The following is a 25,881-nucleotide window of genomic DNA, read 5'->3' on the forward strand; positions in this document are numbered from 1 at the left end:
TTAAACCAGGATTGTGTCTATAACATCTTCAATTTTTTCAATGAATATTATCTCCACTCCCTTTTTAAAATCATCAGGAAGGTTTTCTATATCTACTTTATTTCTATAAGGAACTATCACTGTCTTTACTCCTGCTCTTTTAGCAGCAAGGATTTTTTCTTTTATGCCTCCCACAGGAAGTATTCTTCCGCTAAGGGTAAGCTCTCCTGTTACTGCTACATCTCTTCTTGCAGGCCTGTTTGTAAAAAGGGAAATTAAAGCCATTGCAATTGTTGCTCCTGCTGAAGGACCATCTTTAAGGATTGCTCCCTGAGGAATATGAATGTGTATATCAAAGGCATCAAAAGCCTCTTCAGAAATACCGAATAAAGAGGAGTTGCTTCTTACATAACTTAAAGCAGCCTGAGCTGATTCTTTCATAATATTTCCAAGTGAACCTGTAAGAATTAACTCTCTTTTTCCTCTCATTTTAGCAGCCTCTATAAATATAATGTCACCACCTGTCTCAGTCCATACAAGCCCTGTAACAACTCCTACCCTGTTTTTTGCATCAGTTACTTCAAAGAAATATCTTCTGGGACCGAGATATTTTTCCACTACTTCAGGCGTTACTTTGATTGAGTTTTTAGGTTTATTTTCCCTCACCACTTCAGTAGCGATTTTTCTGCATATAGTTGCAATCATTCTTTCAAGATTTCTTATCCCTGCTTCCCTTGTATATTCCTGAATTATTTTTAAAATAGTCTCTTCACTAAACTCAGGTGGAAACTCAGTAAGCCCTTGTTCTGTAATCTGTTTTGGTATCAGATGTTTAAGAGCTATGTTCTTCTTTTCTTCCTCAGTGTAGCCTGAAAATTCAATAACTTCCATTCTATCAAGAAGAGCATGCTGAATATTATCAGGGATATTTGCAGTAACAATGAACATAACTCCTGAAAGGTCAAAGGGAACATCAAGATAGTGGTCAATGAAGGCATAATTCTGTTCTGGGTCAAGAGCTTCAAGAAGTGCTGAAGCAGGGTCTCCCTTAAAGTCCTGACAGATTTTGTCAATTTCATCAAGCATTAAAACAGGATTAGCTACTCCTGCTCTTCTTATTTCTTCTATAATTCTTCCAGGTTTTGCTCCTGCATAGGTTCTTCTGTGTCCTCTAATTTCAGCCTCATCTTTTATTCCACCAAGAGAGATTCTCGCAAACTTTCTCCCAAGAGCATCTGCTATTGATTTTCCAATTGAAGTCTTTCCTGTGCCTGGAGGACCTGCAAAACAAAGGATTGAGCCTTTTGTTGAAATTGAACTAAGTCTGTCTTCAACAGCTTTGTTTATTGCTAATTTTACCTCTTCAATTTTGAAAGGCTTGGCAATGTAGTGAAAAGCTCCTCTTTTTATTGCTTCAACAGCACTGTCTACAGCTGCATAGGCAGTAATCATTATGACCTTCGTGCTTGGATATTTTGCTTTTACTTTTTCAAGCACTGCAAAGCCGTTTAATCCCTCCATTTTGATATCAGTAAGAACAATTTCAAACTCCTGCTTGTCAAGAATTTCAAAGGCTTCTTTACCGTTTTTTGCAGCCACAACTTCATAATTTTCTTTTTTTAAGACATGTTCAAGATTTTTTCGTGTTATATCTTCATCGTCAACGATTAAAATTCTTGAGTTTCTGTTTGATGAAAGGATTTTTACTGCAAGATGCTCAAGAATTCTATTCTTAACATCATTAAGTCCGTAATGCCTTTCATTTAAAATTCTTTCTGCTCTTTCAAGATTAAGGTTATCAGATGTTTTTATATTCCACGGGAGACTGACAAGATATTCAATGTAGGTTAATGTAATGGTATATTCTGCTGTGGAAGGATTCATTTTTGAGAGAAGTTCAAGCTCTTTCATGGCAACATCTTTAACATGAGAAGGCATGCCTGATTGAGAAATCTTATTGCTTAGTTCTTCAACTATAGTGATTTGAGATTCTTCTGTCTGGTTACTTTTTTTAAATAAACCCATCTTTATATCTCCTATTGCATTTTACAAATATGACGATGCAAATTGCAACATAAAATTTTAGGTCGTAATCAAAAAATCTAATAAATTCAAGAGCTTAATGCTATGGCATAAAAATTGTTTTTTCTTTTAGTGAGGTTTTCAAGGAGGGAATACGATGAGAATAAAAGATTTTATGAACAAGTTTGATGATTATATGGCTGCTATTTCCTTTGCCGAGGCAGGAGAGTTTGATACAGCAAGGCAGATTGCAAGAAAGAAGACTAAAATTTTAGTCATTTGCTCAGGTTCAGAAGAAGATAACTATGCAATAAAGTATGCTGTGAGTTTAGCAAAAAGAGTTCAGGGAGTCGTAAAAATTCTTGTTAATGGAGGGAGTTCAAAAAATTTAATAGAACAGCTTGGGGGAGGAGTTTTTTATGAAATTTTAAGTTTCAGTGATTTTTTAGAAGTTGCTCGTTACATTGAAGAATCTGACTTGATAATCATAGCAGATGAAAAAATGTTTGATGAAATCAAACTTAGGAATATCCCATTGATTTTTGTTCAGCCAAATAAAACTTTATTAGGAGGATAAGATGTCAAAGAGGAAAAAAAGTTTTGTCAGAGTTTTATTTTTCGGAGCAATTACAGGGATTCTTTATGCTGGCTTGTTCTTTAATGAGCCAATAATTAATGCATTATGTGCAAGAGGTGGGCTTTATGCCTTATTCCCTGTGGCAACTGCTTTTGTTTTTTCCTTTGCACACGGTAATTTTACAAACTACTTCTGGCAGGCACTTGGAGTTGAAGCAAAGAAAGGTGCTGAGAAAACTTTACGTGACAGACCTGTTGAGAGAAAAGAAATAAGAACACAATTAAGAGCTTAAGGCTATTCAATAAAGGGTCATCCCGAGGGCTTTGCCCGAGGGATCTCCTTCGCTAAAGATTTGAGGAGATTCCTCGTCGCTTACGCTCCTCGGAATGACAGAGGGGGTGTATCTTGAAAGGTGAGAATGTTTTTTCTGGGAATGACAGAGAGGTAATAAAAAAATTGAGGGACTTGTAGTTTATTGATTTTCAATAAATTATAAGTTGTTAACAGTCTTAATTTTTTAAGTAGGAGGAAAAGATGATAGAGTTAACAACAAATTTTATTGATTTAAACTGGCTCAATGTAATGTATCTGTTTTTTGTAGGTCTTGTTGGAGGACTTGTAAGCGGATTTATAGGCTCAGGAGGTGCCTTTGTGCTTACTCCAGGAATGATGAGCATTGGGGTGCCAGGGCTTGTTGCAGTTGCATCCAATATGTGTCATAAATTTCCTAAAGCACTTGTGGGAGCAATTAAAAGAGCTAAATTTGGGCAGGTTGATGTAAAACTTGGGCTTGTTATGGGAGCTTCTGCCGAGGCAGGAGTTTTATTTGGTGCTCATATTCAGGAATACATTAAAAAGACCTTTGGAGATGCTGGTTCAAATCTTTATGTAAGCGTTGCTTTTGTAATTGTCTTAGGTATTGTTGGAAGCTATGTTCTTCTTGATGCCCTTAAAACAAAAGATGATAGCCAGGCAAATAAGCCTGAGAAAATAACAAAAATTGCAAAATGGATTCAATCAGTTAATATTCCAGGCACTATGGTTTATTTCAAAAGCCTTAATGCAAAAATTTCTTTTCTCTTTACCATACCTCTTGGTTTTGCAACAGGAATGCTTGCTGCTACAATAGCAGTTGGTGGATTTTTAGGAGTTCCTGCAATGATGTATATACTTGGTGCACCAGCATTGATGGCATCTGCAACAGAACTTGTTATTGCCTTTGTTATGGGGCTGGTTGGTTCTTTTAAGTATGCAATGGGAGGTTTTGTAGATATAAGGCTTGCCATGATTATTCTTGCAGGTTCTCTTTTTGGGGTTCAACTTGGTGCAATAGGAACAACCTATGTTAAGGACTACATGATAAAAATCGTAATGAGTGTGATAATGCTTGTAGTTCTTGTAAGCAGAGGTTTAATGATACCAGTTTATTTAAGTCAACTCGGGGTAATTTCACCTCTTTCAGAAATGACTGTTAAAATTCTTAAAAGCTCAAGTTTTATAATAATGGTTGCAGCGCTTTTAACAGGGGCATTGATTATATGTTCAGCTTTGTATAAAGGTTTGAGAGAGGAGAGAAAATTACGCAGACTCGTTGAATTGCCGTCTTCAGATACGGTGAAATAAATCTCAGGAGAAAAAAGATGAGACTTTATAGAAAAATTCTTGCATGCCTTGATGGTTCAGAGGAGAGTTTTCATGCCTTTGAAGAAGCAGTGAAATTCTCAAAAGACAGTGGCATAACAGTTTTTGCTCTAACTGTTGCTCCTACCTATCATGGAGATATAAGCCTAATTGGTATAGGACTCTCACTGGAAGAGCTAAATAAGCCCTATAAGGATACACTTTCCCGAGCTAAAGACATAGGCAATAGATACGGAGTACTCGTTAAATCTTTATATGAAGAAGGTGAGCCTTTTGAAAAAATTGTAGATATCAGTGTGGAGATATCAGCAGATTTAATAGTTATGGGCAAAAAGGGAATGAGTGCTCTGAGAGAAGTTTTACTGGGAAGCGTTACAGAAAGAGTTATAGGATACAGTAACACTGATGTCTTGATAGTTCCAAAGGACGCTTTAATTAAATGGGATAAAACTCTTGTAGCTGTGGATGTCTCTCCTTACGGAGACAGGATATGTAGCAGAGCAATAGAAATTGCTAAGAATTTTTATTCGGAAATGAATATAATATCTGTGTTAGAGGTTCCTTCTGAGGTTTTCGCAATAAAACCGGAAATTTTTGACAATCAGATGGAAAAGGTGAAGAAGTATCTAAAAAATTTGGAGATGAAATTTCAAAAGGAAAACATATCGGTGAATACAATTTTGGAAGAAGGCGAGCCATACAGGAAGATTCTTGAAACAGCAGAAAAGATTGATGCAGACCTGATAGTTATAGGCTCTCATGGCAGAACAGGACTTAAAAGACTCCTTATGGGAAGCACCTGCCAGAGAGTCATTGGTCTTTCAAAAATACCTACTTTAATTGTGAAATGAAACTTTTTATTTCAGGATGGGCAGGATTTAGGGAGGCTTTGGAAGATATCCCTGAGGATTGGGATTTTATCTGTCCATTTATTGATTTTAATGAGGAAGGGATTTTGGATTTTCTTAAGGATAAATCAGGTGATATATTAGTTGGTTGGTCAACTGGTGGGCATATTGTTTTGAAGAATCTGGATTTTTTTTCTGATAAGTTTAGTGAGATATTAATTATTGCAGGATTTAAGAAATTTACCCAATATGTAAGCCCAAGAATTCTAAAGAAAATGATTCAAAAGATGCAAATAGAGCCTGAAATTGTTATAAAGGATTTCCTTACTAATGCAGGATGTGCACCTATTTTGCCTAAAAAAATAGATAACATTTCACTTATTAATGGACTTAATTTTCTGCTTACCTCCGATATTCATATTAATAAAAGTAACAGGCAGGTTAATTGTGAACTAATTTTAATTCATGGTAAAAAGGATAAAATCATTCCCCCTCAGGCGGTTTATGACCTGAGAGAGTTTTATCCACAGGCTAAAACTTATTTAATAGATGGTGAACACTGGCTTACTTTTAAAAAAATTGAAAAATTTTTTTACATGCCAAGATAACTTTCCTTTATTCGTGCATCATTTATTAATTTTTTAGATTCTCCAGATATTGTTATTTCTCCGACTTCCATAACATAGGCTCTATTACTTATTTCTAAAGCCATTTGTACATCCTGTTCCACTATAAGTAGGCTTACGCCAGATTTATTAATTTCTTTTATAACTTCTATTATATTTTCCACTATAGTTGGAGCAAGTCCTAAAGAACATTCATCTATTAAAAGAAGGTCTGGCTCATTCATAAGAGCTCTTCCTATGGCAAGCATTTGTTGTTCGCCACCAGATAGATCACCACCAAGATGATTTCTTCTTTCATAAAGTCTTGGGAAAATAGAAAAAACTTTTTCTATTCTTTCTTTAAATCCGTTTCTTCTTTGATATGCCCCAATTTCAAGATTTTCTTTAACTGTCATCCCTGAAAATATTCTTCTTCTTTCAGGTGCGAGGCTTATTCCAAGTTTTACTATTTTTTCTGGAGGTAAATTTGTTATATTTTGTCCTTTGAATACTATTTCTCCTGACCACACCCTTAATCTGCCGACTATACTTCTCATCAGAGTGCTTTTCCCAGCTCCATTTGAACCAAGAAGTGCAACAATTTCTCCTTTATTAATCCTTAAAGAAATATTTCTTAAAATCTGTAAATCGCCATAACCTGTATTAAGATTTTTGATATTTAGTAGTTCCATTATGCGATACCTCTCTGTGCAAATTTGTTTCCAAGATAAGCTTCTATAACTTGAGGATGATTACATACTTCATTGGGTTTTCCTTCACAGATTAATTGTCCAAGATGAAGGACTACAACTCTATCAGAAATGCCCATGATAACCTTCATTACATGTTCTATAGCAATTATAGTAATTCCTCTTTCTTTAAGAAGAAGTATCTCTTTCATTATATCATCAAGTTCCTTTGGATTAAGTCCTGCCATAACCTCATCCAGTATAAGAAGTTCAGGATCCATTGCAAGTGCTCGTGCTAACTCCAGTTTTTTCCTTTGCGCTATAGGAAGTATACTTGGTTCTTTGTCTTTTTCATTTATTAATCCTACAATTTGCAATGCTTCCATAGCTATCTGTCTTGCTTCTGTTTTATTTTTAGCTTGTTTTTTCCCATAAAATGCTCCAACCATAACATTTTCTAATACAGTAAGTCCTTTAAAAGGTTTTACTACCTGAAAGGTTCTTGATATACCCATTTTTGCTATTTCATAGGGTTTTCTGTCATTTATTAATTGTCCTTTATAAAATATTTCGCCAGCTGTAATATCTGTTAGTTTACATATTAGATTCATCAAAGTAGTTTTGCCAGCTCCATTTGGTCCTATCATCCCCAAAATTTCTCCTTTGTAAACTTTAAGATTAACATTGTTTAATACTTCAACGCCTCCATATTTTTTTGCAAGATTTTTTGTTTCTAATATAACCATCTCTTAACCCCTTAAAGTCTATTTTCTCTTAAATTTATGACCAATTTTCTAAAGGAAAAGCCACCCTTAAATGTTTCAAACAACCCCTTAGGGATAAAAAGCACGACAAGTATAATCAATAAGCCAAGTATCATTCCATGAATCTCTATAAATTTACTCCATACAATCTCTGAAATTAATTCAAGTATAAAGGCACCAAGCATTGGTCCAAAAATAGTTGTTGCCCCTCCAAGTAAAATCATAGCAAACATTTTTACAGAGTAAGATGTGACAAATACAGTTGAGGGGTCAATATAAGTTAACCAATAGGCATAGGCGCCTCCTGCAATGCTTACCAATGCACCGCTTATCCCCCATGCAAATGTTTTATACAGAGCTGTATTGATTCCCATTACACTTGCTGCGTCTTCATCAATTCTTATTGCTCTTAAAGCATAGCCAAATTTTGATTTCCATACTATAAAAGCAATGGCTATTGAAAGAAGCATGATTAGTAAAATTGTGTAGTAAAAGAATTTATAAATGTAAGCAGGGTCTCCTTCCATGATGGGTAAAGTTAACCCTAATCCACCGCCTGTTATTTCAGTCATGTTGTCAACAATTTTTTTCATTGCTTCCATAACGCCAACGGTTGCAATAGCAAAATAGTGCCCTTTAAGTCTTAAAAGAGGGATACCTAACAGTATAGCGACTATAAATCCTCCTAAAGCGCAAAAAGGGAGCGTTGCTATAAAAGAAATTTCATATTTAGTCATTAATACACCTGTTACATATGCTCCTATACCAAAAAATGCTATATTTCCAAAGGCAGGATATCCAGTATAACCAATTATAATATTACTGCCAGTAGCAATTGCGGCAAACATGAATGTCTGTGTAAGCACTCTTAACCAGTATCCAGATATAAAAAAAGGTAATAAACAGACAGCTACAATAAAGATTATAAAAAGAGCAATATTTTTCTTCATTTTAATGTTTTACCTCCGCAAAGTATTTCTTGCCGAGAATTCCTGTAGGTTTAATAATGAGAACTAATACCATTATTCCAAGAGTAATGGCATTTTTATAACTTTCACCAATGAAGTATGAACTTAGCGTTTCAACAATCCCAAGAATGATTCCACCAATCAAAGCTCCTTCTACTCTACCCAAACCACCTAATATGCTAACAATAAAGGCTCTTAGTGTTAAGGAACCTGCTATTGAAGGAGAAAATGCTTGAGTTAATGAAAAAAGACTTCCTGCAACTCCTGCCAATCCTGAAGCTATTGCGAAGGTTAAAGCGAAGATTTTTGCAGGATTTATACCTACCATCATTGCAGCTTCTATATCAAGAGATGTGGCTTTTATTGCTTTACCAGCCCATGTTTTATTAAGGAAAAGACTTAAAATAAAGGTTATGAATGTGCATATAAGGAATACTATAATTCTTATATATGGAATAACAATATCTCCAATAATTAAGCTTTCTCCTGCATAATCAGGAGTGACAGAACGAAAGTCTGCTGAAAAGAAAGTTGTCATAAAGTTTACTAAAAAAATTTCTATGCCAAAAGTAAGAATAAGGAGCATAAATATTTGCGCTTTTACAACAAGATTTAATAAATATCTTTGTATGGCATACCCAAAAATGAAAAGAGCAAGAAAACTGAAGGGTAAACTTAAAAAAGGGTCAATTCCATAGTTTTGAAAAAGAAAGAAGGTAATGTAGGCACCAAGAAGTGCAATAGCTCCATGGGCGAGATTAATTATGTTTGTAACCCCCCACACAAGTGAAAATCCAACTCCTATTAAAGCATAAAATCCACCAAGAAGAAATCCATTAATAAGAACCTGCAGAATTATCATCTTCACCTCACCTGAATTAAAATAAAAAAGCCCAAGCAAAAGCTTGGGCTAAAAAATTTATCTCCATGCTGGTTTTGGATAAACTGGTTTTGTTTCAGCAACATTTTCTGGATAAACTGTTTTTTGAGTTCCCTTAAGTATTTGAATAACAGGCATTCCTTTACCAACAACCTTTCCACTGGAGTCAAATCTAATTTTTCCAAATAATGTTTCTTCATTAAAGCTTAAAAGTGACTCTCTGATCCTGTTGATATCTGTAAATGTTCCTGCTTTTTCAATAGCTCTTTGGAAGATTACTGCTGCTGCCGCGCCTCCTGCTGCATGATAGTTAGGTTCTACTCTAAATTTTGTTTTAAAAGCTTTTACAAAGTTTGCATTTGAACCAAAAACAGGATCTTTGTATTTCAGGGTTGGGGTCCATTGAGCAGAACCTAAAATATATTCTGCATCTGACTTTAAAGCACTTACAAAATCAGGAAGAGTTGGTCCAACTGAAAAAGCTATTGCCTTAGGATTAAGCTTATAATCTTTACTTTGTTTAACAATGACTATAGTATCCTGAAAATGTCCACAACCAATAAGTATGTCAGGATTTTTTGCTTTAATTTCAACAATAACAGTTGACAGGTCCTGCGTTCCTTTTGGGTAGTCTTTGTAGTAAACTACCTTATATCCATATTTCTGAGCAGATGCTTTAGCACCTTGAGCAACCTGTGTTGAGAAAAGATCATTGGAATAGACTATCGCGACAGTTGTTGGCTTAGGAGCTTTATTCATTAACATTTTTAGTGTATCATCCATATACTCTGTGGCTACTGTGTAAATTCCAAAAAGATTTTTAAATCCTCTTGTGTAAAGTTTGTCTGCAGCAGCTCCTCCCTGAACCATCAAAGCCCCATATTTTTCTGTAATTGCAGAGGTTGAAAATACTGATTCACTTCCATATGGACCAAGAATAAGTTTAATTCCGTCTTCAGTTATTAATTTTTCTACAAGTTTTGCTGCTCTGTTTGGATCACTCTCATCGTCATAGTATTTGATATCAACTTTATAGTATTTATTCCCAATTTTAATTCCGCCTTTTTTATTAACAGTTTCCTTCCAAAGTTCATATCCATTTTTTACAAGATTACCTTCTTTTGCAAGTTTACCCGTGAGTGAAAGCGCGGCTCCGAATTTTATAACATCTGCTGCAAAAGAAAATGTTATTAAACAGAAACTTAACATAACAGCTAAAATTAAAATACTCAGTCGTTTCATAATACCCCTCCTTCTTAAAGTTTCTAATGATAATATTAAAAATATTTAAAAAAGTCAATAGTTATCTTGCTAATTTTAGTTTTTTAGCCTTCTCAGCTACCGCATGGGAGACTGCCTGTGCAACTTTTTTATTAAAAATGCTTGGTATAATATAGTCTTCATTGAGTTCTTCGTCCTTAATTATGTTAGCAATTGCATTGGCAGCGGCAAAAAATATTTCTTTATCAACACCCTTTGCTCTGACCTCAAGTAAGCCTTTGAATAATCCTGGAAAAGCAAGAACATTATTTATCTGGTTTGGATAGTCAGACCTGCCAGTTGCCATGATTCTTACAAGGGGCATTGCAAGTTCAGGCGCAATTTCAGGGTCAGGATTTGCAAGAGCGAATACAACTTTGTCTTTTGCCATTTTTTCAATGTCCTCTGGTTTAAGAATGTTTGGAGCAGAAAGTCCTATAAAGACATCGGCGCCCTCAAGGACATCAGTGAGTTTTCCCTTGATTTTTCTGGGATTTGTTTTTTGGGCAAGTTCTGCTTTGTGTGAATCCATATCTTCTGTTCTTCCTTCGTATAAAGTACCTGCTCTGTCACAGACTGTTATATCTTTTATGCCATATTCAAGGAGCATATAAGCTGTAGCTGTGCCTGCAGCACCTGCTCCTGAGATTACAACTCGAAAATCTCTTATATCTCTTTTTAGAACTCTTCCAACATTTATTAGCGCTGCAAGAGTAACTATGGCTGTTCCGTGCTGGTCATCGTGAATTACAGGAATATCAAGCTCCTCACGAAGCCTTCGTTCTACTTCAAAACATCTGGGTGCAGCAATGTCTTCAAGATTTATCCCACCAAAGGGAGTTGAAATTTTTTTTATAATGTTAACAAGTTCATCCACATCTGTGGTTCTTACTGCTATTGGGAAAGCATCTACACCTCCGAACTCTTTAAAAAGCATGCATTTTCCTTCCATCACAGGCATTGCTGCATCAGGTCCTATGTTTCCAAGACCTAAAACCGCTGTTCCATCAGTTATCACCGCCACAGTGTTTCCTTTTATGGTATAGCGATATACATGTTCAGGATTTTTATGAATATCAAGGCAGACTCTTGCTACGCCTGGTGTATAAACTCTTGAGAGGTCTTCTCTTCCCTTTACATTTATCTTATTGTATATGCCAATTTTGCCTCCTTCATGGACAAGAAATGTTCTGTCCATGACTCTTAAAATTTTAACTCCTTCAATGTGTTTTAACGCCTTAATGATTTTCTTTTCATGTTCTTCGTCTCTGGCATTTACAGTAATATCTCTTATAATTCTTCCTTTTTCAACTTTTACAATATCAATTGAGCCTAAATCTCCTCCTGCACCACTGATGGCTGAAGCAATTTTGGCAAACATTCCTATTCTGTTTTCAATCTCTACTCGTAACGTTATGCTATAACTTGGACTTGGTACATATCCCATTTTTGTCCTCCTATGCTTGACATTGTGCTATAAATTATACAAAATAAAATAATTTTTGCAAATAAGGAGAGGGTGATGGAGATTAATAAACACTATTTTGACACAGTTATTATCGGTTCTGGCCTTGCGGGATGCCGTGCTGCCATTGAATGTATCAATCACGGAACAGTTGGAGTTTTAAGTAAGCTTTATCCTACTCGTTCCCATTCTACCGCAGCACAAGGTGGTATTGGAGCTGCTCTTGGAAATGAAGAAGAAGACAGCCCCGAATGGCATACCTATGATACGGTGAAGGGAAGCGATTTTCTTGGTGATCAGGATGCCATTGAAATTATGTGCTACGATGCTATTCCAACAATTATTGAGCTTGAGCATATGGGCGTACCTTTCTCTCGCACGCCAGAAGGTAAGATTGCCCAGAGGAGATTTGGCGGGCATACAAGGGAGTTTGGTAAAGCACCAGTTAGAAGGGCATGCTACTCTGCTGACAGAACAGGTCATGCAGTGCTTTTTGCTCTTTATGAGCAATGTCAGCTCAAAGGCGTTAGATTTTTTCAGGAGTTTCAAGTGCTTGATATTGTCGTAGAAAACAATGCTGTTCAGGGTATAATTGCCGTTAACATAAAAGATGGCTCTCTTCATGTCTTTGAATCAAAGGCAGTGATAATAGCAAGCGGTGGATATGGAAAGGTCTTTAAAGTAACCTCAAATGCCTATGCAAGTACAGGTGAATGTCTTAGCATGCTTTTTAGGCAGGGACTGCCCCTCGAAGATATGGAGTTCTTTCAGTTCCATCCTACAGGACTTTACGGGCTTGGAATATTGATTACCGAAGGTGCAAGAGGCGAAGGCGGAATTCTCATAAATGGGAAAGGCGAAAGATTTATGGAACGATATGCACCAACAATAAAAGACTTAGCCCCTCGTGATATGGTATCCCGTGCAATTCTAACGGAGATAAGAGAGGGTAGAGGTATTGATGGGAAAGACTATGTTTATCTTGATTTAAGACATGTAGATAGAAAAATTCTTGAAGAGAGACTTCCTGAGATAACAACTTTTTGCAAAATATACATGGGAATTGACCCCTCTGAAGCACCAATTCCTGTTGTTCCCACTGCCCATTATGCAATGGGTGGCATTCCAACGGACAATGATGGGAGGGTTTTGAGAGACATAGATGGCTCAGTTGTAGAAGGTCTTTATGCTGCTGGTGAGTGTGCCTGTGTGTCTGTTCATGGTGCAAATAGACTCGGTTGTAACTCCCTCCTTGATACTGTTGTCTTTGGAAGAAGAGCTGGAAAGGCAGCAAGTTCCACCTTGAAGACTGCTACAAAAGGCAAGGTTAAAAAGGAAAGAATTTCTCTCATTGCCGATTGTGTAGATATGATAAGAAGAAGCAATGGAAGAGAAACAGTGGCTTCAGTAAGAAGAGACCTGCAAACTGCCATGATGGATAAATGCTCTGTTTTTAGAAAAGAAGAAGAGCTTAAAGTTCTTCTTGATGAATTACAAGCATTAAAGGAAAGATACAAAGACATATCAATTGCTGACAAGTCAAACACATTCAATACAGACCTTCTTGAAGCAATTGAGCTTGGGCACATGTTAACTCTATCAGAAGTTATTGCCTCTTGTGCATTGCAGAGAACAGAAAGTAGAGGAGCTCATTGCAGGGAAGACTATCCAAAAAGGGATGATGAAAACTGGCTTAAGCATACCTTTGCATTTCAAGGAGACAAAGGCATTACCTTTAAATACAAACCTGTTAAATTAACAAGATTTAAACCAGAGGAGAGGAAATACTGATGAGCAAATATTACACTTTCAAAATTAAAAGATACTTGCCCGATGAAAACCCTTCAACAAGATGGGACGAATTCCGGGTAAAACTTAACAGCATGGAAAGGGTGTTAGATGGACTTGTAAAAATAAAAGAAACAATGGACGGCACTTTAACTTTCAGGAAATCCTGTGCCCATGGCGTATGTGGTTCATGCGCAATGAAGATAAATGGACAAAATCGCCTTGCCTGTCAAACCCTTGTAAAGGATTTGCCTGAAACCATAGAGATAGAGCCTCTGCCAGCATTGCCTGTTATTAAAGACCTTGTGGTAGACATGACAATGTTTTTCCATAAAAACGATAAAGTTCTACCCTATCTCATCAATGATGAACCTCCACCTGAAAGGGAGAGAATTCAGTCGCCTGAAGACCAGCATAAGATTCTTGAATCCATAACTTGTATAATGTGTGGAAGCTGCACTACCTCTTGTCCTGTATTCTGGGCTGACAAGGAATATCTTGGACCTTCAGCATTGCTAAAGGCATATAGATTTCTATTTGATACTCGTGATAGGGCAACTGAGCAAAGGCTTGAAGCTATAACAGGAGAACATGGAGTATGGCGATGTCACTCAATTTTTAACTGTGTAGAGGTATGTCCAAAGGAGATAGATATAACAAAACACATACTCAAGCTCAAAAGACTGGCTGTGAAAAAAGGCTTTACAGGAGGTGAAAAATGAGATACCGTTGGAACACAGGTTCTCTCGCATGGCTTGTTCATAGAGTAACCGGCATAATACTCAGCCTTTATCTGATAGCTCATATCTATGTTTTAAGTCATTTAAAAGACCCTGTTGCATACAATAAACTCATGGCATTTATGAAAAATCCATTGCTTAAAATAGGCGAATTAATCCTCTTTGCCATTGTGCTTAAACATGTCTTTGCAGGAATAAGAATTACTCTTCTTGAAATTGGAGTTTCCACGAAATATCAAAAGCCTATGGCATACGTAGGAGTTCTTTTAGTTTTTATCGTATGGCTTGCAGGAGCTTTTTATTTTCTCAGGGAGGTGTTCTAATGTGGAGTTGGCTTTTGCATAGAATAACAGGTGTGATTCTTGTAGTTGGATTGCTATATCATTTCATTCTAATGCACTTCATGGGGCATGATAACTATTCTTATAATGCGGTTATGCAGAGACTTAGTGAGCCTTCATGGAAAATTTTTAATATTGTTTTTCTCTTTTCAGCCTTATATCACGGATTTTATGGACTCAATGGAGTTGTAACAGAGTATGTGAGAAATAATTCATTGAAAAGAATATTGAAATTTATGGCATTTACTGTTCCGATAGGTCTTGCATTTTATGGATTTAAAATAGTTTTTTTCTAAAAAATTAAAAGGATTGCAAATGCCTACAATTTTTATATGGAAAGGTAGAACAGAAGAAGGTGCTTTAGTTACAGGCGAAACTGAAGCAGAAAGCGAAGGCGAGCTTCTTTTATCGTTAAGAAAAAGCGGGATAATTCCAAGATACGTAAAAGAAAAGCAAGAAAAAAAGTTTTTCAGTTTAGGGAAAGTCTCTCAGAAAGATATTTTGTTTTTTACGCGTCAGTTCGCAACTCTTTTTGCTTCAGGTGTTCCTGTTGTTCAAGCTTTTGATGCATTGATAGGTCAAATTAAGAATAAAAATTTCAAAAAAATCCTCATTCAGATGAGAAATGATATAGAAAAGGGTTCATCTTTAGCTGATTCAATGAGAAGACATCCTCGGGTATTTAGTTCTCTTTTTGTGAATATGGTAAGGGCTGGTGAAGAAGGTGGAATGCTTGATAAAGTGCTTCAAAGAATGGCTGACTATTTTGAAAAGATGATAAAACTAAAAAGAAAAATTATTGGCGCTATGATTTATCCCAGTCTGGTAATAGCTGTAGCTATTCTTGTTGTTGCAATTATTATGATATTTGTTATTCCCACATTTGCAAAATTGTTTGCTGAAATGGGACTTGACCTGCCACTTCCTACAAGAATAACCATTGCTATGAGTAATTTTATGGCAAAATCAGGAATTTTTATATTTCTTGGAATTATTATATTTTTTGTATTTGTAAAATTTTTCAGAAGATCTGAAAATGGCAGAAAAATCACAGATAGTATTTTTCTTAGAATTCCTGTACTCGGCACAATTTTGCTCAAAGCTTCATTGTCAAGATTTTCAAGAACGCTGGGAACGCTTCTTGGAAGCGGTGTTCCAATACTTAATAGTATGGAGATTTCTGCAAGAGCCTCAGGCAATAAAGTTATAGAAGATGTTGTTATAGATATGAAAGAGGACATAACTGCTGGTAAATCTTTAACAGAGGTTCTAAAATCAAAGCCTGAGATTTTTCCTCCAATTTTTGTGCAGATGGTAAATGTGGGTGAGTCAACAGGTGCAACAGATGAGATGTTAAATAAAGTAGCTGATTTTTATGATGAAGAAGTTGACAATGCTGTTGCAAATCTTATGAGCATGCTTGAACCTGCATTAATAGTATTTCTTGGAGTAACAATTGGATTTATAGTAGTATCCCTTTATCTTCCAATATTCAAACTCGGAGAAATTGCTGGCAAAGGTGGCTAAAAGAAACTTTTATTCTTTAACAAAAGAATTGAATCTTAAGGATCGTTTTTTAAAAGCATTTAAATCAAGGGAAACAACAGGTATTTTATCTTTTAGATTATTTATTCTATCAGTTGTATCAGGGTGTGTATTTAAAATTCCACCTTCTGATTTTGTGCTCTGTCTAAGTCTTTCAAGAACATTAAGCAATGCATATGGATTATAGCCTGCTTTTGCAAGATACTGTAAAGCTTTTTCATCTGCTGCATATTCTTGAGTCTTACTATAACCATTCACAATGAGAGTTTTTAAAATATCATCTATTGAATTCTCAAAAATATTCACAAGTTTTAATAAATCCTCATCTCCATATTGTTTGGCTGCTGTGGTGCCAATTATTGTAAGAGCTTCTGTCCATCTTGCCTGCTTGATAGAATTTATTCCATCCCGATGATTTACATGCGCAATTTCATGAGCAATTATTGCAGCCAGTTCATCTTCACTCTTTGCCAGTTTAAGCATTCCTTTTGTGAGGAATACTATACCACCAGGGCATGCAAAAGCGTTAATTTCGTTACTATTTAATAGGGCAAAATGATATCCTCCAAAAGTAAAAGGCTTTTCAGAATGTAAGGCTATAACTTTTCCTATAGAATTAATATAATTAGTCAATTCATGATTTTCATAGAGGGTATAATACAAAAACATACGTGCAGCAACAGCCCTTCCAATATAATATTCTTCTTCATCTGATATAGGTCTTGCTGCCTTCTCAGTAGCTTGAATTGTTGTTAATGTAATATCCAATGTTTTATTTATATCAACTGTTTTGCACGAAAAAAGGCATAGAAATAAAATTGCTATCAAAACAAATTTTTTTATCATTTTGGTTCTGAAAGTCCTCCAGCCTTTATAAAAGATATTAAATCTTTTTCAGAAATATCGTATTTTTCAACTTTATCCACAAATTCATATTTCATCTCAGGATGTTTATCTTTATAAGCTTTTTCAACCTGAGAATTAAATCCTTTTCCAGCAAGTGTTATTTCATCTTCAGTTGTGCCAGTCTTTTTCTGTAATGAAATTCCTGAAGTTGAAGCAGTTCTTTTTTCTACAGCAGTTCTATGTATATATCCGATTTTATTTTTAAATTTTACTTTGAGCCAGTCTCCTTCTTTGGTAATTACATCAAGGGTGTCATTGTATTTTACAAGAGCTTTTACAGGTGAAAAAAATCTTGGAGATTCCCTAATTGCATTTTCTTTTGTAATAACAGTAACTATCTCTGCCCATGAAATAGAAGCAATTAAAGAAAGTAAAATGACAAAATTTATTATGAATCTAAGTTTCATTTTTCTTCCATTTTAACAATAATCCAGTCTTCTGTCAATTGCTTTCCAGATAAGAATTCTTCTATTTTCCTTAGGTAAAATTTTGACGGACCATCTTCGGGAAAATCATTTAGTATTGATTTAAATATTTCTTTTGCATCATTCCACTTTTGTTCTTTATAAAGTGAATATCCTTCGTTGTATTTCTCAACAAGTGAGATTTTTTCAAAATTGATATTATCCTTTTGTCCTAAAATTTCAAAAATGGTTAATGGCTTGGTTTTTCCTTTAACTGTTATAACTCCAAGTTCTCTTGCAACAAAACTATCTGTGAGCTTACAATAGGTTTCTTTGCTGATTATAATACTGGTGTTGAAAAACTTATTGAGAGATTCAAGTCTGGAAGCTATGTTTACTGTATCACCGATTACAGTATAATTAAAAAGTCTGTCACTTCCAATGTTGCCTACAATTGCGTCTCCTGTATGAATTCCTATTCTGATTTTAATTGAAGGCATTCCTTTTTCAGAAAATTCTTTATTAATTTTTTCTAAAGATTCTATGCATTTTATAGCTGCCTTGCAGGCATTAATTTCGTCAGACTCTGTTTTCAAAGGTGCTCCCCAAAAAGCCATAATACAATCGCCAATATATTTATCAACAATGCCAGAATGTGTAATGACAACTTCTGTCAATGAATTGAGCACTTTATGAAGCATTAAAGCAGTATTTTCTGGAGAAAGTTTTTCAGCTATAGTAGTAAAACCTGCTATATCCGCAAAGAATACTGTAACTGTTGTTTTTTGCCCACCAGGAGTTATAAATTCAGGATGGGTAAGTAGATAATCAACAATTCTTTTGTCCATATATTGCGTAAAAGTTCTTTTAATAAAACTTCTTTCTTTTCCTTCAACAGCATAACTATAAAGTAATGAGATAATAGAGCTGAAGATAAGGCATACAAAAGAAGGCAAAAATTGCATATATATTGATAATTTAAATAAAACTACTTCAATACAAATTAGAAATAGTCCTGAAAATATAAAAATAAGCATATTTATTTTTAGAGAATGTTGTTTCAAAAAAGCGTAGGGAATAAAGATGGCTAAAATCAACATGATTGAAAAAATGATGGATTTTGGTGCCACTTTGATAAAGTTTTTATTAATTAAGTTTTCAAAGGTAGTTGCATGAATAAATACACCTGGTGTTTTTGAGGACATGGGAGTAGGTTTAAGGTCAAAAAGTCCTGGAGCTGTAAGTCCAATAAAGACTGTTTTGCCTCTAAAAAAGTTTTTCTTGATATTTGAGCTTTCTTTTTTTGAGTTTTTAATTGATGCATCAAGTAATTCCGCAAATGAAAATAGATGAAATGGATATTTATCTTTTGAAAATTTTAAAAGTAAATTCTCTTCATCTAAAGGGATGATTGTGTTATCTATTAAAATAACATTATTTTTTACATGGATCATGTTCTTTTTGATAAAATAACTCATTACAAAATTTGGAACAGTGAAATCTTCAACTTTAAAAAAAAGCGGTATTCGCCTGTAAATACCATCTTCATCTGGAAGAATACTGACATTTCCAAGTCCCTGGGCGCTGTTTTTCAATTCATCAATTGGAGAAATCAAAGAATCGTATTGAAGTTTTGTATCTATAACAGCTGGATATGCAATTTTTTTAATATATTTTTCATCAATTTTCCCCTTTTCTTTTGAAAGTGCAAATGGCAGATACACATTTTTTGACTTTTTAAGTGATTCAGCAAAAATTTTATCATCCTCAATGCCGTAGGAAGAATTTTCAGTAAACAGAATATCTATAAAGACAGCATCTGCCTCTGAAAGATACTCTATAACAGGAGCATAAATCTGCCTTGGCCAGGGCCACGTTATTCCTTGTTTATTCAATTCTTCTATACTGAATTGATCTATATAAATAAGGCAGATATTATCAGATTTATCAGAGGGACTTAAATGTTTTGAAAGCAAATCATAAACTTTAAATTCAAAATTTTTAAGACTTCCAGATAAAAAGAATAATACTGGCAAAATATAGGAAATGCTTGATAGGATGAGAAGGTTTTTAAATAATTTTTTTCTCTTTATCATTATACAAGAAATTCGGTGTTTTTATAGTATAACATTTTGAGCTAAATTGGGATTTAATTTAACAAGCACCAATGCTGACTCAAAGATATTTTCTCGCACCTTAATGTTTTTTTGGTCATTCCGAACACTCTAACGGGTGTGAGGAATCTGACCCGTAGGGTCTATCCTGAGGCTAAGGTCCCCCCTTAAATCGGAAAGAGGAGATTCCTTGACGCTAACGCTCCTCGTAATAACACTTTTACTGTCACCCTGAGCATAAGCGAAGGGTCTCCTCCTTTGAAGGCTTGGAATGACCAATGGAGTAATGAAAAATATTAGGACTTATAATCCATTAATTGTGCAATAAAACACAAATTTTTTAAGGGTCTCAATCTAACAATTTTATTCATAATAAGTAGAACACTATTTAGCAGGATTTTTTTAGTTTTGGGGCGGACGACGGGACTCGAACCCGCAGCACCTGGAGCCACAGTCCAGTGCTCTAACCGTTGAGCTACGTCCGCCTACGCGCCTGGAGGGATTCGAACCCCCGGCCCACTGCTTAGAAGGCAGTTGCTCTATCCGACTGAGCTACAGGCGCAGGACAAATATATTTTAAAAATTTTGATTACTTTATTGCAACCTCTGAGGATATCTCAAAAATTATGGTTGCAAACTATATTTGTCCTATGTTAGAATTTTCCCTGTGTCAACAACCAATATAATCATAACTGGAACAGGTGGACAAGGTATAGTTCTTGCCAGTAGAATTATTGCTCAAGTTGCTTTTAAAAGCGGTTTTGATGTAAAAGAAAGTGAAATTCATGGAATGGCTCAGAGAGGCGGAAGTGTTATCAGTCATATAAGATTTGGTGCTTTAGTTTACTCTCCTAATATTCCATCTGGAATGGCTGATATAATGGTGGCTCTTGAAGAGCTTGAGGCTTTGAGGCATCTTCATTTCTTGAAATCAGGTGGTATGGTTATTTTGAACAAGAAAAAGATCCTTCCAGCAGTGGCAGAAAATAAAGATTACCCTCAAAATGTTGAACATTTAATCAAACAAGAAGCTTTTATAGTAAATTCAATAGATGCAGAAAAAATTGCAAAAGAACTTGGTAATTCAAAGGTTGAAAATTCTGTAATCTTAGGATTTTTATCCATCTTTTTACCATTTAAAGAAGAGATATGGTATGAGGTAATTACAAACTCCGTCCCGCCTAAGACAGTTGAAATTAACATAAAAGCATTCAATGAAGGCAGGAGGTTAGCAAAGAAAAATGCAATTTTGGAACAAGGAATTAGAAACAGTACCGAGGCAAAAACTTGAGCAGCTTCAATTAGAGAGACTTAAAAAAGTCCTAAAAAGAGTTTACCAGAAAGTTCCTCATTACAGAAAAAAATTTCAGGAAGCAGGAGCAAATCCTTTAAATATCAAATCCCTTGATGATATAAAATTTTTCCCATTCACTACAAAAGAAGACCTTTTTGTTGATTATCCCTATGGACTTTTAACTGTTTCCCCTGAAAAAGTAATAAGGCTACACACATCAAGTGGAACCACAGGTAAACCTAAAGCTATATTCTTTTCTAAAAAAGATATAAACAACTCAGCAGAACTTATTGCTCGTTGTCTTGTTATGACAGGTGCAACAAAAGGAGATATCCTCCAGAATAGCATGACATATGGACTCTTTACAGGAGCTTTTGTTATGCATTATGGGGCTGAAAAGGTTGGAATTCTTGTTATTCCTGCAGGACCAGGAAATACGGAAAGACAGATTAATTTAATGAAGGATTTTGGGACAACGATGCTTCATATAACACCGAGTTATGCGCTTTATGTTGCTTCTGTGCTGTATGATAAGGGAATTGACCCAAGGAAAGACTTAAAACTTAAAAGAGCATATCTTGGAGCAGAACCATACTCCGAAGAAACAAGAAAAAAGATTGAAAATATGCTTGGCATAGATATTTATAACTGTTATGGACTTACAGAAATGAACGGTCCAGGGGTTGGTTTTGAATGTATCTATAAAGATGGGCTTCATATATGGGAAGACAATTTTCTTATGGAAATAATTAACCCTGAAACAGGACAATCGGTTGCTGATGGAGAAATTGGAGAACTTGTCTTAACAACTCTCAACAGAGAGGCTATGCCTCTTATAAGATACAGAACAAGAGATTTAACAAGAATTATTTTAGAACCTTGTAGATGTGGAAGAACTCACCGAAGAATTTCAAGAATTCTTGGCAGGTCTGATGACATGTTTATAGTTAAAGGTGTAAATATATTCCCACAACAGATTGAACAGGTCTTGATGGGAATAAAAGGAGTTGCTCAGAATTACCAAATTATACTTGAAGCTTATGATGAGATGGTGATTAAGGTTGAGATAGATAGAGAACTTTTTGATGGTAAAATTGAAAAGCTTATTAGATTAAAGGATGAAATCGTAGACAAAATACGTTCAGCTACAATGGTAAAACCAAAGGTAGAGTTATTGGAACCAGGAACACTGCCTGTCAGTGAAGGAAAAGCAAAGAGAGTGATTGATAAAAGAACTATTTAGGAGGTTTTTATGAGCAAGGTTTACATTATTTCAGTATTTGCTGAGAATAAACCAGGAAGACTTGAAAGGATTACAAAGGTCCTTGCTGAAGCAAATATAAACATTCTTGCCTTTTCTATTACAAGCACAAATGGATTTGGCATAATCAAATTTATGGTTGACAGATGTAAAGAAGCTTACCAATTACTTAAAGATAAAGGATTTACTGCATCGTTAAATGAGGCAATCGGAATTGAAATGAAAGACCAGCCAGGTGGGCTTTATGAAGTTGTAAAAACCTTATCTTCAAAAGGTATAAATATTGAAAGTGCAGCTGTTTATGTTGCTGAGACAAGAAAAAAAGCTTACTTAATTGTAGAGGTGGAAGATACTCAAAAGGCTATGGAAAGCCTCAAAGGTGAAAATCTTAAATTTTTAGAATCCACTGAATGAGGTGAGAAGATGATTTGGAATAAAGAGTTTGAATGCATGTCAGAAAAAAAACTTAAAGCTTTACAACTTGAAAGACTTAAACAAACAGTGCAAAGAGCTTATGAGAAAGTGCCTTACTACAGAAAAAAATTTGATGAGGTTGGACTCAAGCCAGAGGATATAAAAACTCTTGATGATATAAAAAACATTCCTTTTACATCTAAGGCTGACCTCAGAGAAGTTTATCCATTTGGAATGTTTGCATCTTCATTAAGTGAAATTGTGGAAATTCATATGTCAAGTGGAACAACTGGAAAACCTGTAGTTGCAGGTTATACCCGCAATGATATTGATATATGGGCAGAGGTTATGGCAAGGTGTCTTACAATGGCTGGTGCAACTAAAGATGACATTGTGCAGAACTGTTATGGCTATGGACTTTTTACTGGAGGATTTGGAGTTCACTATGGTGCACATAAAATTGGTGCAATGGTTGTGCCTGCCAGTGCAGGAAATACCAGAAGACAGATTGAGATAATGAGAGATTTTGGAACGACAATTCTTACATGTACTCCTTCTTATGCTCTTTATATGGCTGAAGTTGCACAGGAGATGGGGATTGAACCTACAACCCTTAAACTTAAAGCAGGTTGTTTTGGTGCAGAAATGTGGACAGAACAGATGAGAAAGGAAATTGAAAAAAGATTTAATTTAAATGCGCTTAACATATACGGATTAACAGAAATAATAGGTCCAGGTGTTGCCCATGAATGCATTGAAAAAAAAGGACTGCATGTATTTGAAGATCATTTCTATGTAGAAGTTATAGACCCTGATACAGGAGATTCTTTACCAGATGGAAAAAGAGGAGAGCTTGTTTTAACAACTTTAACCCGTGAAGGAATGCCAATGCTTAGGTTCAGAACCAAAGACATAACTTCATTAATAAGAGAAAAGTGTAGCTGCGGAAGGACATTTGCAAGAATTGAAAGAATTCGCGGAAGAACAGATGACATGATAAAAGTAAGAGGAGTAATGATTTTCCCATATCAGATTGAAAGAACAATCTTAGAAGTTCAAGGAGTTGAACCACATTATCAAATTATTATTACAAGACCTCAACATCTTGATGAAATAGAGGTTATGGTAGAGATGTCAAAGGAAACTTTTTCAGATGAAGTAAAACATGTTGAAAATCTTAGGAAAAAACTTGAAAAACGTATTGAAGAGACCATTGGTATAAGAGTTAAAGTTACACTTGTTGAACCGAAGAGTTTGCCAAGAAGCGAGGGAAAGGCAAAAAGAGTAATTGATAAAAGAAGTCTTATAGATTAGGAGGAAAGTGATGAAAATAAAACAAATATCAGTTTTTCTGGAAAACAAAAGAGGAAGACTTTATGAGGCATTGAAAGCCTTGTCAGAAGAAGGAATAAATATTAGAGCACTTTCAATTGCTGATACATCTGAGTTTGGTATTTTAAGATTAATTGTAACAGACCCAGAAAAGGCAAAAGAAATCCTTGAAAAAAATGAATTTACAGTTAAGCTTACAAATGTGGTGGCTATAGCAGTAAAGGATAAACCAGGTGGATTGGCTGAAGCATTGAAATATTTGTATGATGCAAACATAAATATTGAGTATATTTACGCATTTGTTGAAAAGTCAGGTGAAAAGGCTGTAGTGGTTCTTAGAACAGAAAATCTTGATAAAACAATATCAATTCTTCAAGAAAAAGGAGTAACTCTTTTAAGCTGGGATAATGTTTTAGCTCTTTAGTTTTTTAGCAACTAATATACAGGCTCTGCGAGCTATTACAACATTAACACCGGGTTCATTAAGTCCTTTTTTGATTGCTTCAAAAGTAGATTTTTTATCATATGGGTCTACTACTTCAACTGAGTCTGCTCCGCAAGCTTTACATAGTTCTACAAGGTCTATTTTTTTTGTTTCTTCTCCTTTAGCAGTAATTCCAATAGCAGGTGTTGGTTGATGTCCTGTCATTGCAACAGAAGAATTATCAAGAATGCATACAAGGATATCTGACTTGTTATATACAGCATTTATTAATGCAGGGATTCCTGAGTGAATAAAAGTAGAGTCACCAATTACTGCTGCAACCCTTTTTATACCTTGAGAAGAAATACCTGATGCTTTACCTATACTTGCTCCCATACAAAGGCATGTATCAATTGCTTTAAGTGGAGGATTCGCCCCAAGAGTGTAGCATCCAATATCTCCTGTAACAAAGTTTGGATGAGCTTCATTTAGTGCTTTATAAAACTCTCTATGAGGACAGCCAGGGCAGAGCACAGGTGGTCTTGGAATAAGAGGAAAATTTTTGGTGTAAGACTTTATTTTCCCGAAAAGTTTCAATAAAGGCTCTACACATAATTCTCCTTCAAGTGGCAGGTCGCCAGATAGTTTTCCTTTTACATTAGGGCAGTATTTTTTTACTAAACTTTCAATAAATGGATAACCTTCTTCAAGAACAACTACTTCATCCAGATTTTTTACAAAATTTTTAATTAAATCTTCATCTACTGGATAGGCTGAAATCTTAAAAATTGGTAAGTCTTCTCCTAATTCTTTAGCATAAAGATAAGTGATTCCACAGGCAATTATTCCAGTTTTTCCTTTTCCTGAAAAAATTTTATTAAATTCATATTTTTCAAGTAGTTTTTTGATTTTCTCTTGTTTTTTATTGAGTTCACTATGAAGTCTTACAACATTTTTGGGAATTGCAAGCAGGTATTCAGGGTTTTTCTCAAGCTTAATTTCTTTTTCAGGTTTTATATTTTCCAGTGTTACAGGGCTAATACAATGAAGAAGTCTTGTAATGCTTCTAATCATCACAGGTAACCCTAACTCTTCAGAGATATCAAAAGCTAATTTTGTCATATCTTTGGCTTCTTGAGCATCAGAAGGTTCAAGGCATGGTATTTTCGCAAAAGAAGCATAAAAACGTGAATCCTGTTCATTTTGAGACGAATAAGCACCTGGGTCGTCTCCTAATACCAGAACAAAACCGCCTTTTATTCCAAGATATGCTGATGTCATAAATGGATCTGATGCTACATTTAATCCAACATGTTTCATTGAGCAAAGAACTCTTCTACCAGTTAAAGAAACACCGTAAGCGACTTCATATGCTACTTTTTCATTTACAGACCATTCAGCTTTTACAGAAGAGTTTTTAGCAATATATTCAAGAATCTGTGTTGCTGGAGTTCCTGGATAGGAAGAAGCATAAGAAATTCCTGCTTCAACAGCTCCACGAGCAATTGCATCACATCCTAACATGAGAATTTTTTCCATAAATTCCCTCGCAAGAAAAATTAATAGTATTTAATATAACATATCTTGCTTAATGCTTCAAAAATGTAATATATTACTTTT

General features: G+C 35.1%; 26 protein-coding genes and 2 tRNA genes. 15 read left to right on the forward strand and 13 right to left on the reverse strand.

The features are described from left to right. Entirely contained in the window at nt 1–2,004 is a 2,004-nt protein-coding gene (gene lon, locus THEYE_RS03750) for an endopeptidase La (protein ID WP_012545787.1), read from the reverse strand. A 154-nt stretch (nt 2,005–2,158) separates the two neighbouring features. On the opposite strand from lon, the gene THEYE_RS03755 reads away from it, so the two are divergent. The 5 genes from THEYE_RS03755 to THEYE_RS03775 all read left to right on the forward strand — a co-directional run bounded on the left by THEYE_RS03755 (nt 2,159) and on the right by THEYE_RS03775 (nt 5,675). Further along, nucleotides 2,159–2,578, forward strand: a complete 420-nt coding sequence (locus THEYE_RS03755; protein ID WP_012546391.1) for a universal stress protein — start codon at nt 2,159–2,161, stop codon at nt 2,576–2,578. Between the two features lies 1 nt (nt 2,579). Next, nucleotides 2,580–2,870 carry a hypothetical protein gene (locus THEYE_RS03760; protein ID WP_012545020.1) on the forward strand — a complete coding sequence of 97 codons (291 nt, stop codon included), beginning with the start codon at nt 2,580–2,582 and terminating at the stop codon, nt 2,868–2,870. A gap of 242 nt (nt 2,871–3,112) precedes the next feature. Continuing rightward, on the forward strand, nt 3,113–4,201 hold the full coding sequence (locus THEYE_RS03765; RefSeq protein ID WP_012546163.1) for a sulfite exporter TauE/SafE family protein: 1,089 nt from the start codon (nt 3,113–3,115) through the stop codon (nt 4,199–4,201). A gap of 17 nt (nt 4,202–4,218) precedes the next feature. Further along, a complete protein-coding gene (locus THEYE_RS03770; protein WP_012545088.1) occupies nt 4,219–5,070 on the forward strand; it encodes a universal stress protein in 852 nt (283 codons plus the stop codon). Beyond that, complete coding sequence (locus tag THEYE_RS03775) at nt 5,067–5,675, forward strand: alpha/beta hydrolase family protein (protein WP_012545316.1); 609 nt, start codon at nt 5,067–5,069, stop codon at nt 5,673–5,675. The genes THEYE_RS03770 and THEYE_RS03775 overlap by 4 nt, the downstream gene beginning before the upstream one ends. Here the strand turns inward: THEYE_RS03775 and THEYE_RS03780 are convergent. The 6 genes from THEYE_RS03780 to THEYE_RS03805 all read right to left on the reverse strand — a co-directional run bounded on the left by THEYE_RS03780 (nt 5,660) and on the right by THEYE_RS03805 (nt 11,680). Further along, nucleotides 5,660–6,364, reverse strand: a complete 705-nt coding sequence (locus THEYE_RS03780; RefSeq protein ID WP_012545450.1) for an ABC transporter ATP-binding protein — start codon at nt 6,362–6,364, stop codon at nt 5,660–5,662. The two genes, THEYE_RS03775 and THEYE_RS03780, sit on opposite strands and share 16 nt — an antisense overlap. Continuing rightward, the gene (locus THEYE_RS03785) at nt 6,364–7,107 is read right to left on the reverse strand and encodes an ABC transporter ATP-binding protein (RefSeq protein ID WP_012545387.1); all 744 of its coding nucleotides are present in this window, start codon (nt 7,105–7,107) and stop codon (nt 6,364–6,366) included. The genes THEYE_RS03780 and THEYE_RS03785 overlap by 1 nt, the downstream gene beginning before the upstream one ends. Nucleotides 7,108–7,118: 11 nt before the next feature. After that, nucleotides 7,119–8,075 (reverse strand): branched-chain amino acid ABC transporter permease, encoded by a 957-nt coding sequence (locus tag THEYE_RS03790; protein WP_012546311.1) that lies wholly within the window; start codon nt 8,073–8,075, stop codon nt 7,119–7,121. Between the two features lies 1 nt (nt 8,076). After that, the gene (locus THEYE_RS03795) at nt 8,077–8,955 is read right to left on the reverse strand and encodes a branched-chain amino acid ABC transporter permease (protein WP_012544937.1); all 879 of its coding nucleotides are present in this window, start codon (nt 8,953–8,955) and stop codon (nt 8,077–8,079) included. A 57-nt stretch (nt 8,956–9,012) separates the two neighbouring features. Then, a complete protein-coding gene (locus THEYE_RS03800; RefSeq protein ID WP_012546283.1) occupies nt 9,013–10,215 on the reverse strand; it encodes an amino acid ABC transporter substrate-binding protein in 1,203 nt (400 codons plus the stop codon). A 61-nt stretch (nt 10,216–10,276) separates the two neighbouring features. Beyond that, on the reverse strand, nt 10,277–11,680 hold the full coding sequence (locus THEYE_RS03805; RefSeq protein WP_012546123.1) for an NAD-dependent malic enzyme: 1,404 nt from the start codon (nt 11,678–11,680) through the stop codon (nt 10,277–10,279). Between the two features lie 75 nt (nt 11,681–11,755). Between THEYE_RS03805 and sdhA the strand changes: the two genes are divergently transcribed. Genes sdhA through THEYE_RS03830 form a run of 5 tightly spaced genes read left to right on the forward strand, consistent with a single transcriptional unit; the run spans nt 11,756 to nt 16,094 of the window. Then, nucleotides 11,756–13,489, forward strand: coding sequence for a succinate dehydrogenase flavoprotein subunit (gene sdhA / locus THEYE_RS03810; RefSeq protein ID WP_012545258.1), 1,734 nt, complete (start codon nt 11,756–11,758; stop codon nt 13,487–13,489). Continuing rightward, nucleotides 13,489–14,208 carry a succinate dehydrogenase iron-sulfur subunit gene (locus THEYE_RS03815; protein ID WP_012546880.1) on the forward strand — a complete coding sequence of 240 codons (720 nt, stop codon included), beginning with the start codon at nt 13,489–13,491 and terminating at the stop codon, nt 14,206–14,208. Before sdhA ends, THEYE_RS03815 begins: the two co-directional genes overlap by 1 nt. Further along, nucleotides 14,205–14,549: a succinate dehydrogenase, cytochrome b556 subunit gene (gene sdhC / locus THEYE_RS03820; RefSeq protein ID WP_012544970.1), complete on the forward strand. Its 345-nt coding sequence runs from the start codon at nt 14,205–14,207 to the stop codon at nt 14,547–14,549. The genes THEYE_RS03815 and sdhC overlap by 4 nt, the downstream gene beginning before the upstream one ends. Then, nucleotides 14,549–14,863, forward strand: a complete 315-nt coding sequence (gene sdhD, locus THEYE_RS03825; protein ID WP_012545668.1) for a succinate dehydrogenase, hydrophobic membrane anchor protein — start codon at nt 14,549–14,551, stop codon at nt 14,861–14,863. The genes sdhC and sdhD overlap by 1 nt, the downstream gene beginning before the upstream one ends. Before the next feature lie 19 nt (nt 14,864–14,882). Further along, the gene (locus tag THEYE_RS03830) at nt 14,883–16,094 is read left to right on the forward strand and encodes a type II secretion system F family protein (protein WP_012546785.1); all 1,212 of its coding nucleotides are present in this window, start codon (nt 14,883–14,885) and stop codon (nt 16,092–16,094) included. A 9-nt stretch (nt 16,095–16,103) separates the two neighbouring features. Here THEYE_RS03830 and THEYE_RS03835 read toward each other — a convergent pair whose 3' ends face one another. From THEYE_RS03835 to THEYE_RS03855, 5 genes are all read right to left on the reverse strand, one after another. After that, on the reverse strand, nt 16,104–16,958 hold the full coding sequence (locus tag THEYE_RS03835) for a M48 family metalloprotease (RefSeq protein ID WP_012546256.1): 855 nt from the start codon (nt 16,956–16,958) through the stop codon (nt 16,104–16,106). Further along, on the reverse strand, nt 16,955–17,425 hold the full coding sequence (locus THEYE_RS03840) for an SH3 domain-containing protein (RefSeq protein WP_012545293.1): 471 nt from the start codon (nt 17,423–17,425) through the stop codon (nt 16,955–16,957). Before THEYE_RS03840 ends, THEYE_RS03835 begins: the two co-directional genes overlap by 4 nt. Further along, complete coding sequence (locus THEYE_RS03845) at nt 17,422–19,458, reverse strand: CHASE2 domain-containing protein (RefSeq protein WP_164924831.1); 2,037 nt, start codon at nt 19,456–19,458, stop codon at nt 17,422–17,424. Before THEYE_RS03845 ends, THEYE_RS03840 begins: the two co-directional genes overlap by 4 nt. Before the next feature lie 487 nt (nt 19,459–19,945). Beyond that, a tRNA-His gene (locus THEYE_RS03850) sits at nt 19,946–20,021 on the reverse strand. 3 nt (nt 20,022–20,024) lie between these two features. After that, nucleotides 20,025–20,098: transfer RNA gene (locus tag THEYE_RS03855), tRNA-Arg, on the reverse strand. A 105-nt stretch (nt 20,099–20,203) separates the two neighbouring features. On the opposite strand from THEYE_RS03855, the gene THEYE_RS03860 reads away from it, so the two are divergent. Genes THEYE_RS03860 through THEYE_RS03880 form a run of 5 tightly spaced genes read left to right on the forward strand, consistent with a single transcriptional unit; the run spans nt 20,204 to nt 24,261 of the window. Further along, the gene (locus THEYE_RS03860) at nt 20,204–20,827 is read left to right on the forward strand and encodes an indolepyruvate oxidoreductase subunit beta (protein ID WP_164924832.1); all 624 of its coding nucleotides are present in this window, start codon (nt 20,204–20,206) and stop codon (nt 20,825–20,827) included. Beyond that, on the forward strand, nt 20,778–22,073 hold the full coding sequence (locus THEYE_RS03865) for a phenylacetate--CoA ligase (RefSeq protein ID WP_012546536.1): 1,296 nt from the start codon (nt 20,778–20,780) through the stop codon (nt 22,071–22,073). Before THEYE_RS03860 ends, THEYE_RS03865 begins: the two co-directional genes overlap by 50 nt. Nucleotides 22,074–22,082: 9 nt before the next feature. Continuing rightward, on the forward strand, nt 22,083–22,505 hold the full coding sequence (locus tag THEYE_RS03870; RefSeq protein WP_012545923.1) for an ACT domain-containing protein: 423 nt from the start codon (nt 22,083–22,085) through the stop codon (nt 22,503–22,505). Nucleotides 22,506–22,514: 9 nt separating this feature from the next. Then, on the forward strand, nt 22,515–23,819 hold the full coding sequence (locus tag THEYE_RS03875) for a phenylacetate--CoA ligase (RefSeq protein WP_012545534.1): 1,305 nt from the start codon (nt 22,515–22,517) through the stop codon (nt 23,817–23,819). A gap of 10 nt (nt 23,820–23,829) precedes the next feature. Then, nucleotides 23,830–24,261: an ACT domain-containing protein gene (locus THEYE_RS03880; protein WP_012545228.1), complete on the forward strand. Its 432-nt coding sequence runs from the start codon at nt 23,830–23,832 to the stop codon at nt 24,259–24,261. Here the strand turns inward: THEYE_RS03880 and THEYE_RS03885 are convergent. After that, nucleotides 24,250–25,800 carry a thiamine pyrophosphate-dependent enzyme gene (locus THEYE_RS03885; RefSeq protein WP_012546599.1) on the reverse strand — a complete coding sequence of 517 codons (1,551 nt, stop codon included), beginning with the start codon at nt 25,798–25,800 and terminating at the stop codon, nt 24,250–24,252. The two genes, THEYE_RS03880 and THEYE_RS03885, sit on opposite strands and share 12 nt — an antisense overlap. Between the last annotated feature and the right edge of the window lie 81 nt (nt 25,801–25,881).

It is taken from the genome of Thermodesulfovibrio yellowstonii DSM 11347 (genome assembly GCF_000020985.1).
Lineage (GTDB): Bacteria > Nitrospirota > Thermodesulfovibrionia > Thermodesulfovibrionales > Thermodesulfovibrionaceae > Thermodesulfovibrio > Thermodesulfovibrio yellowstonii.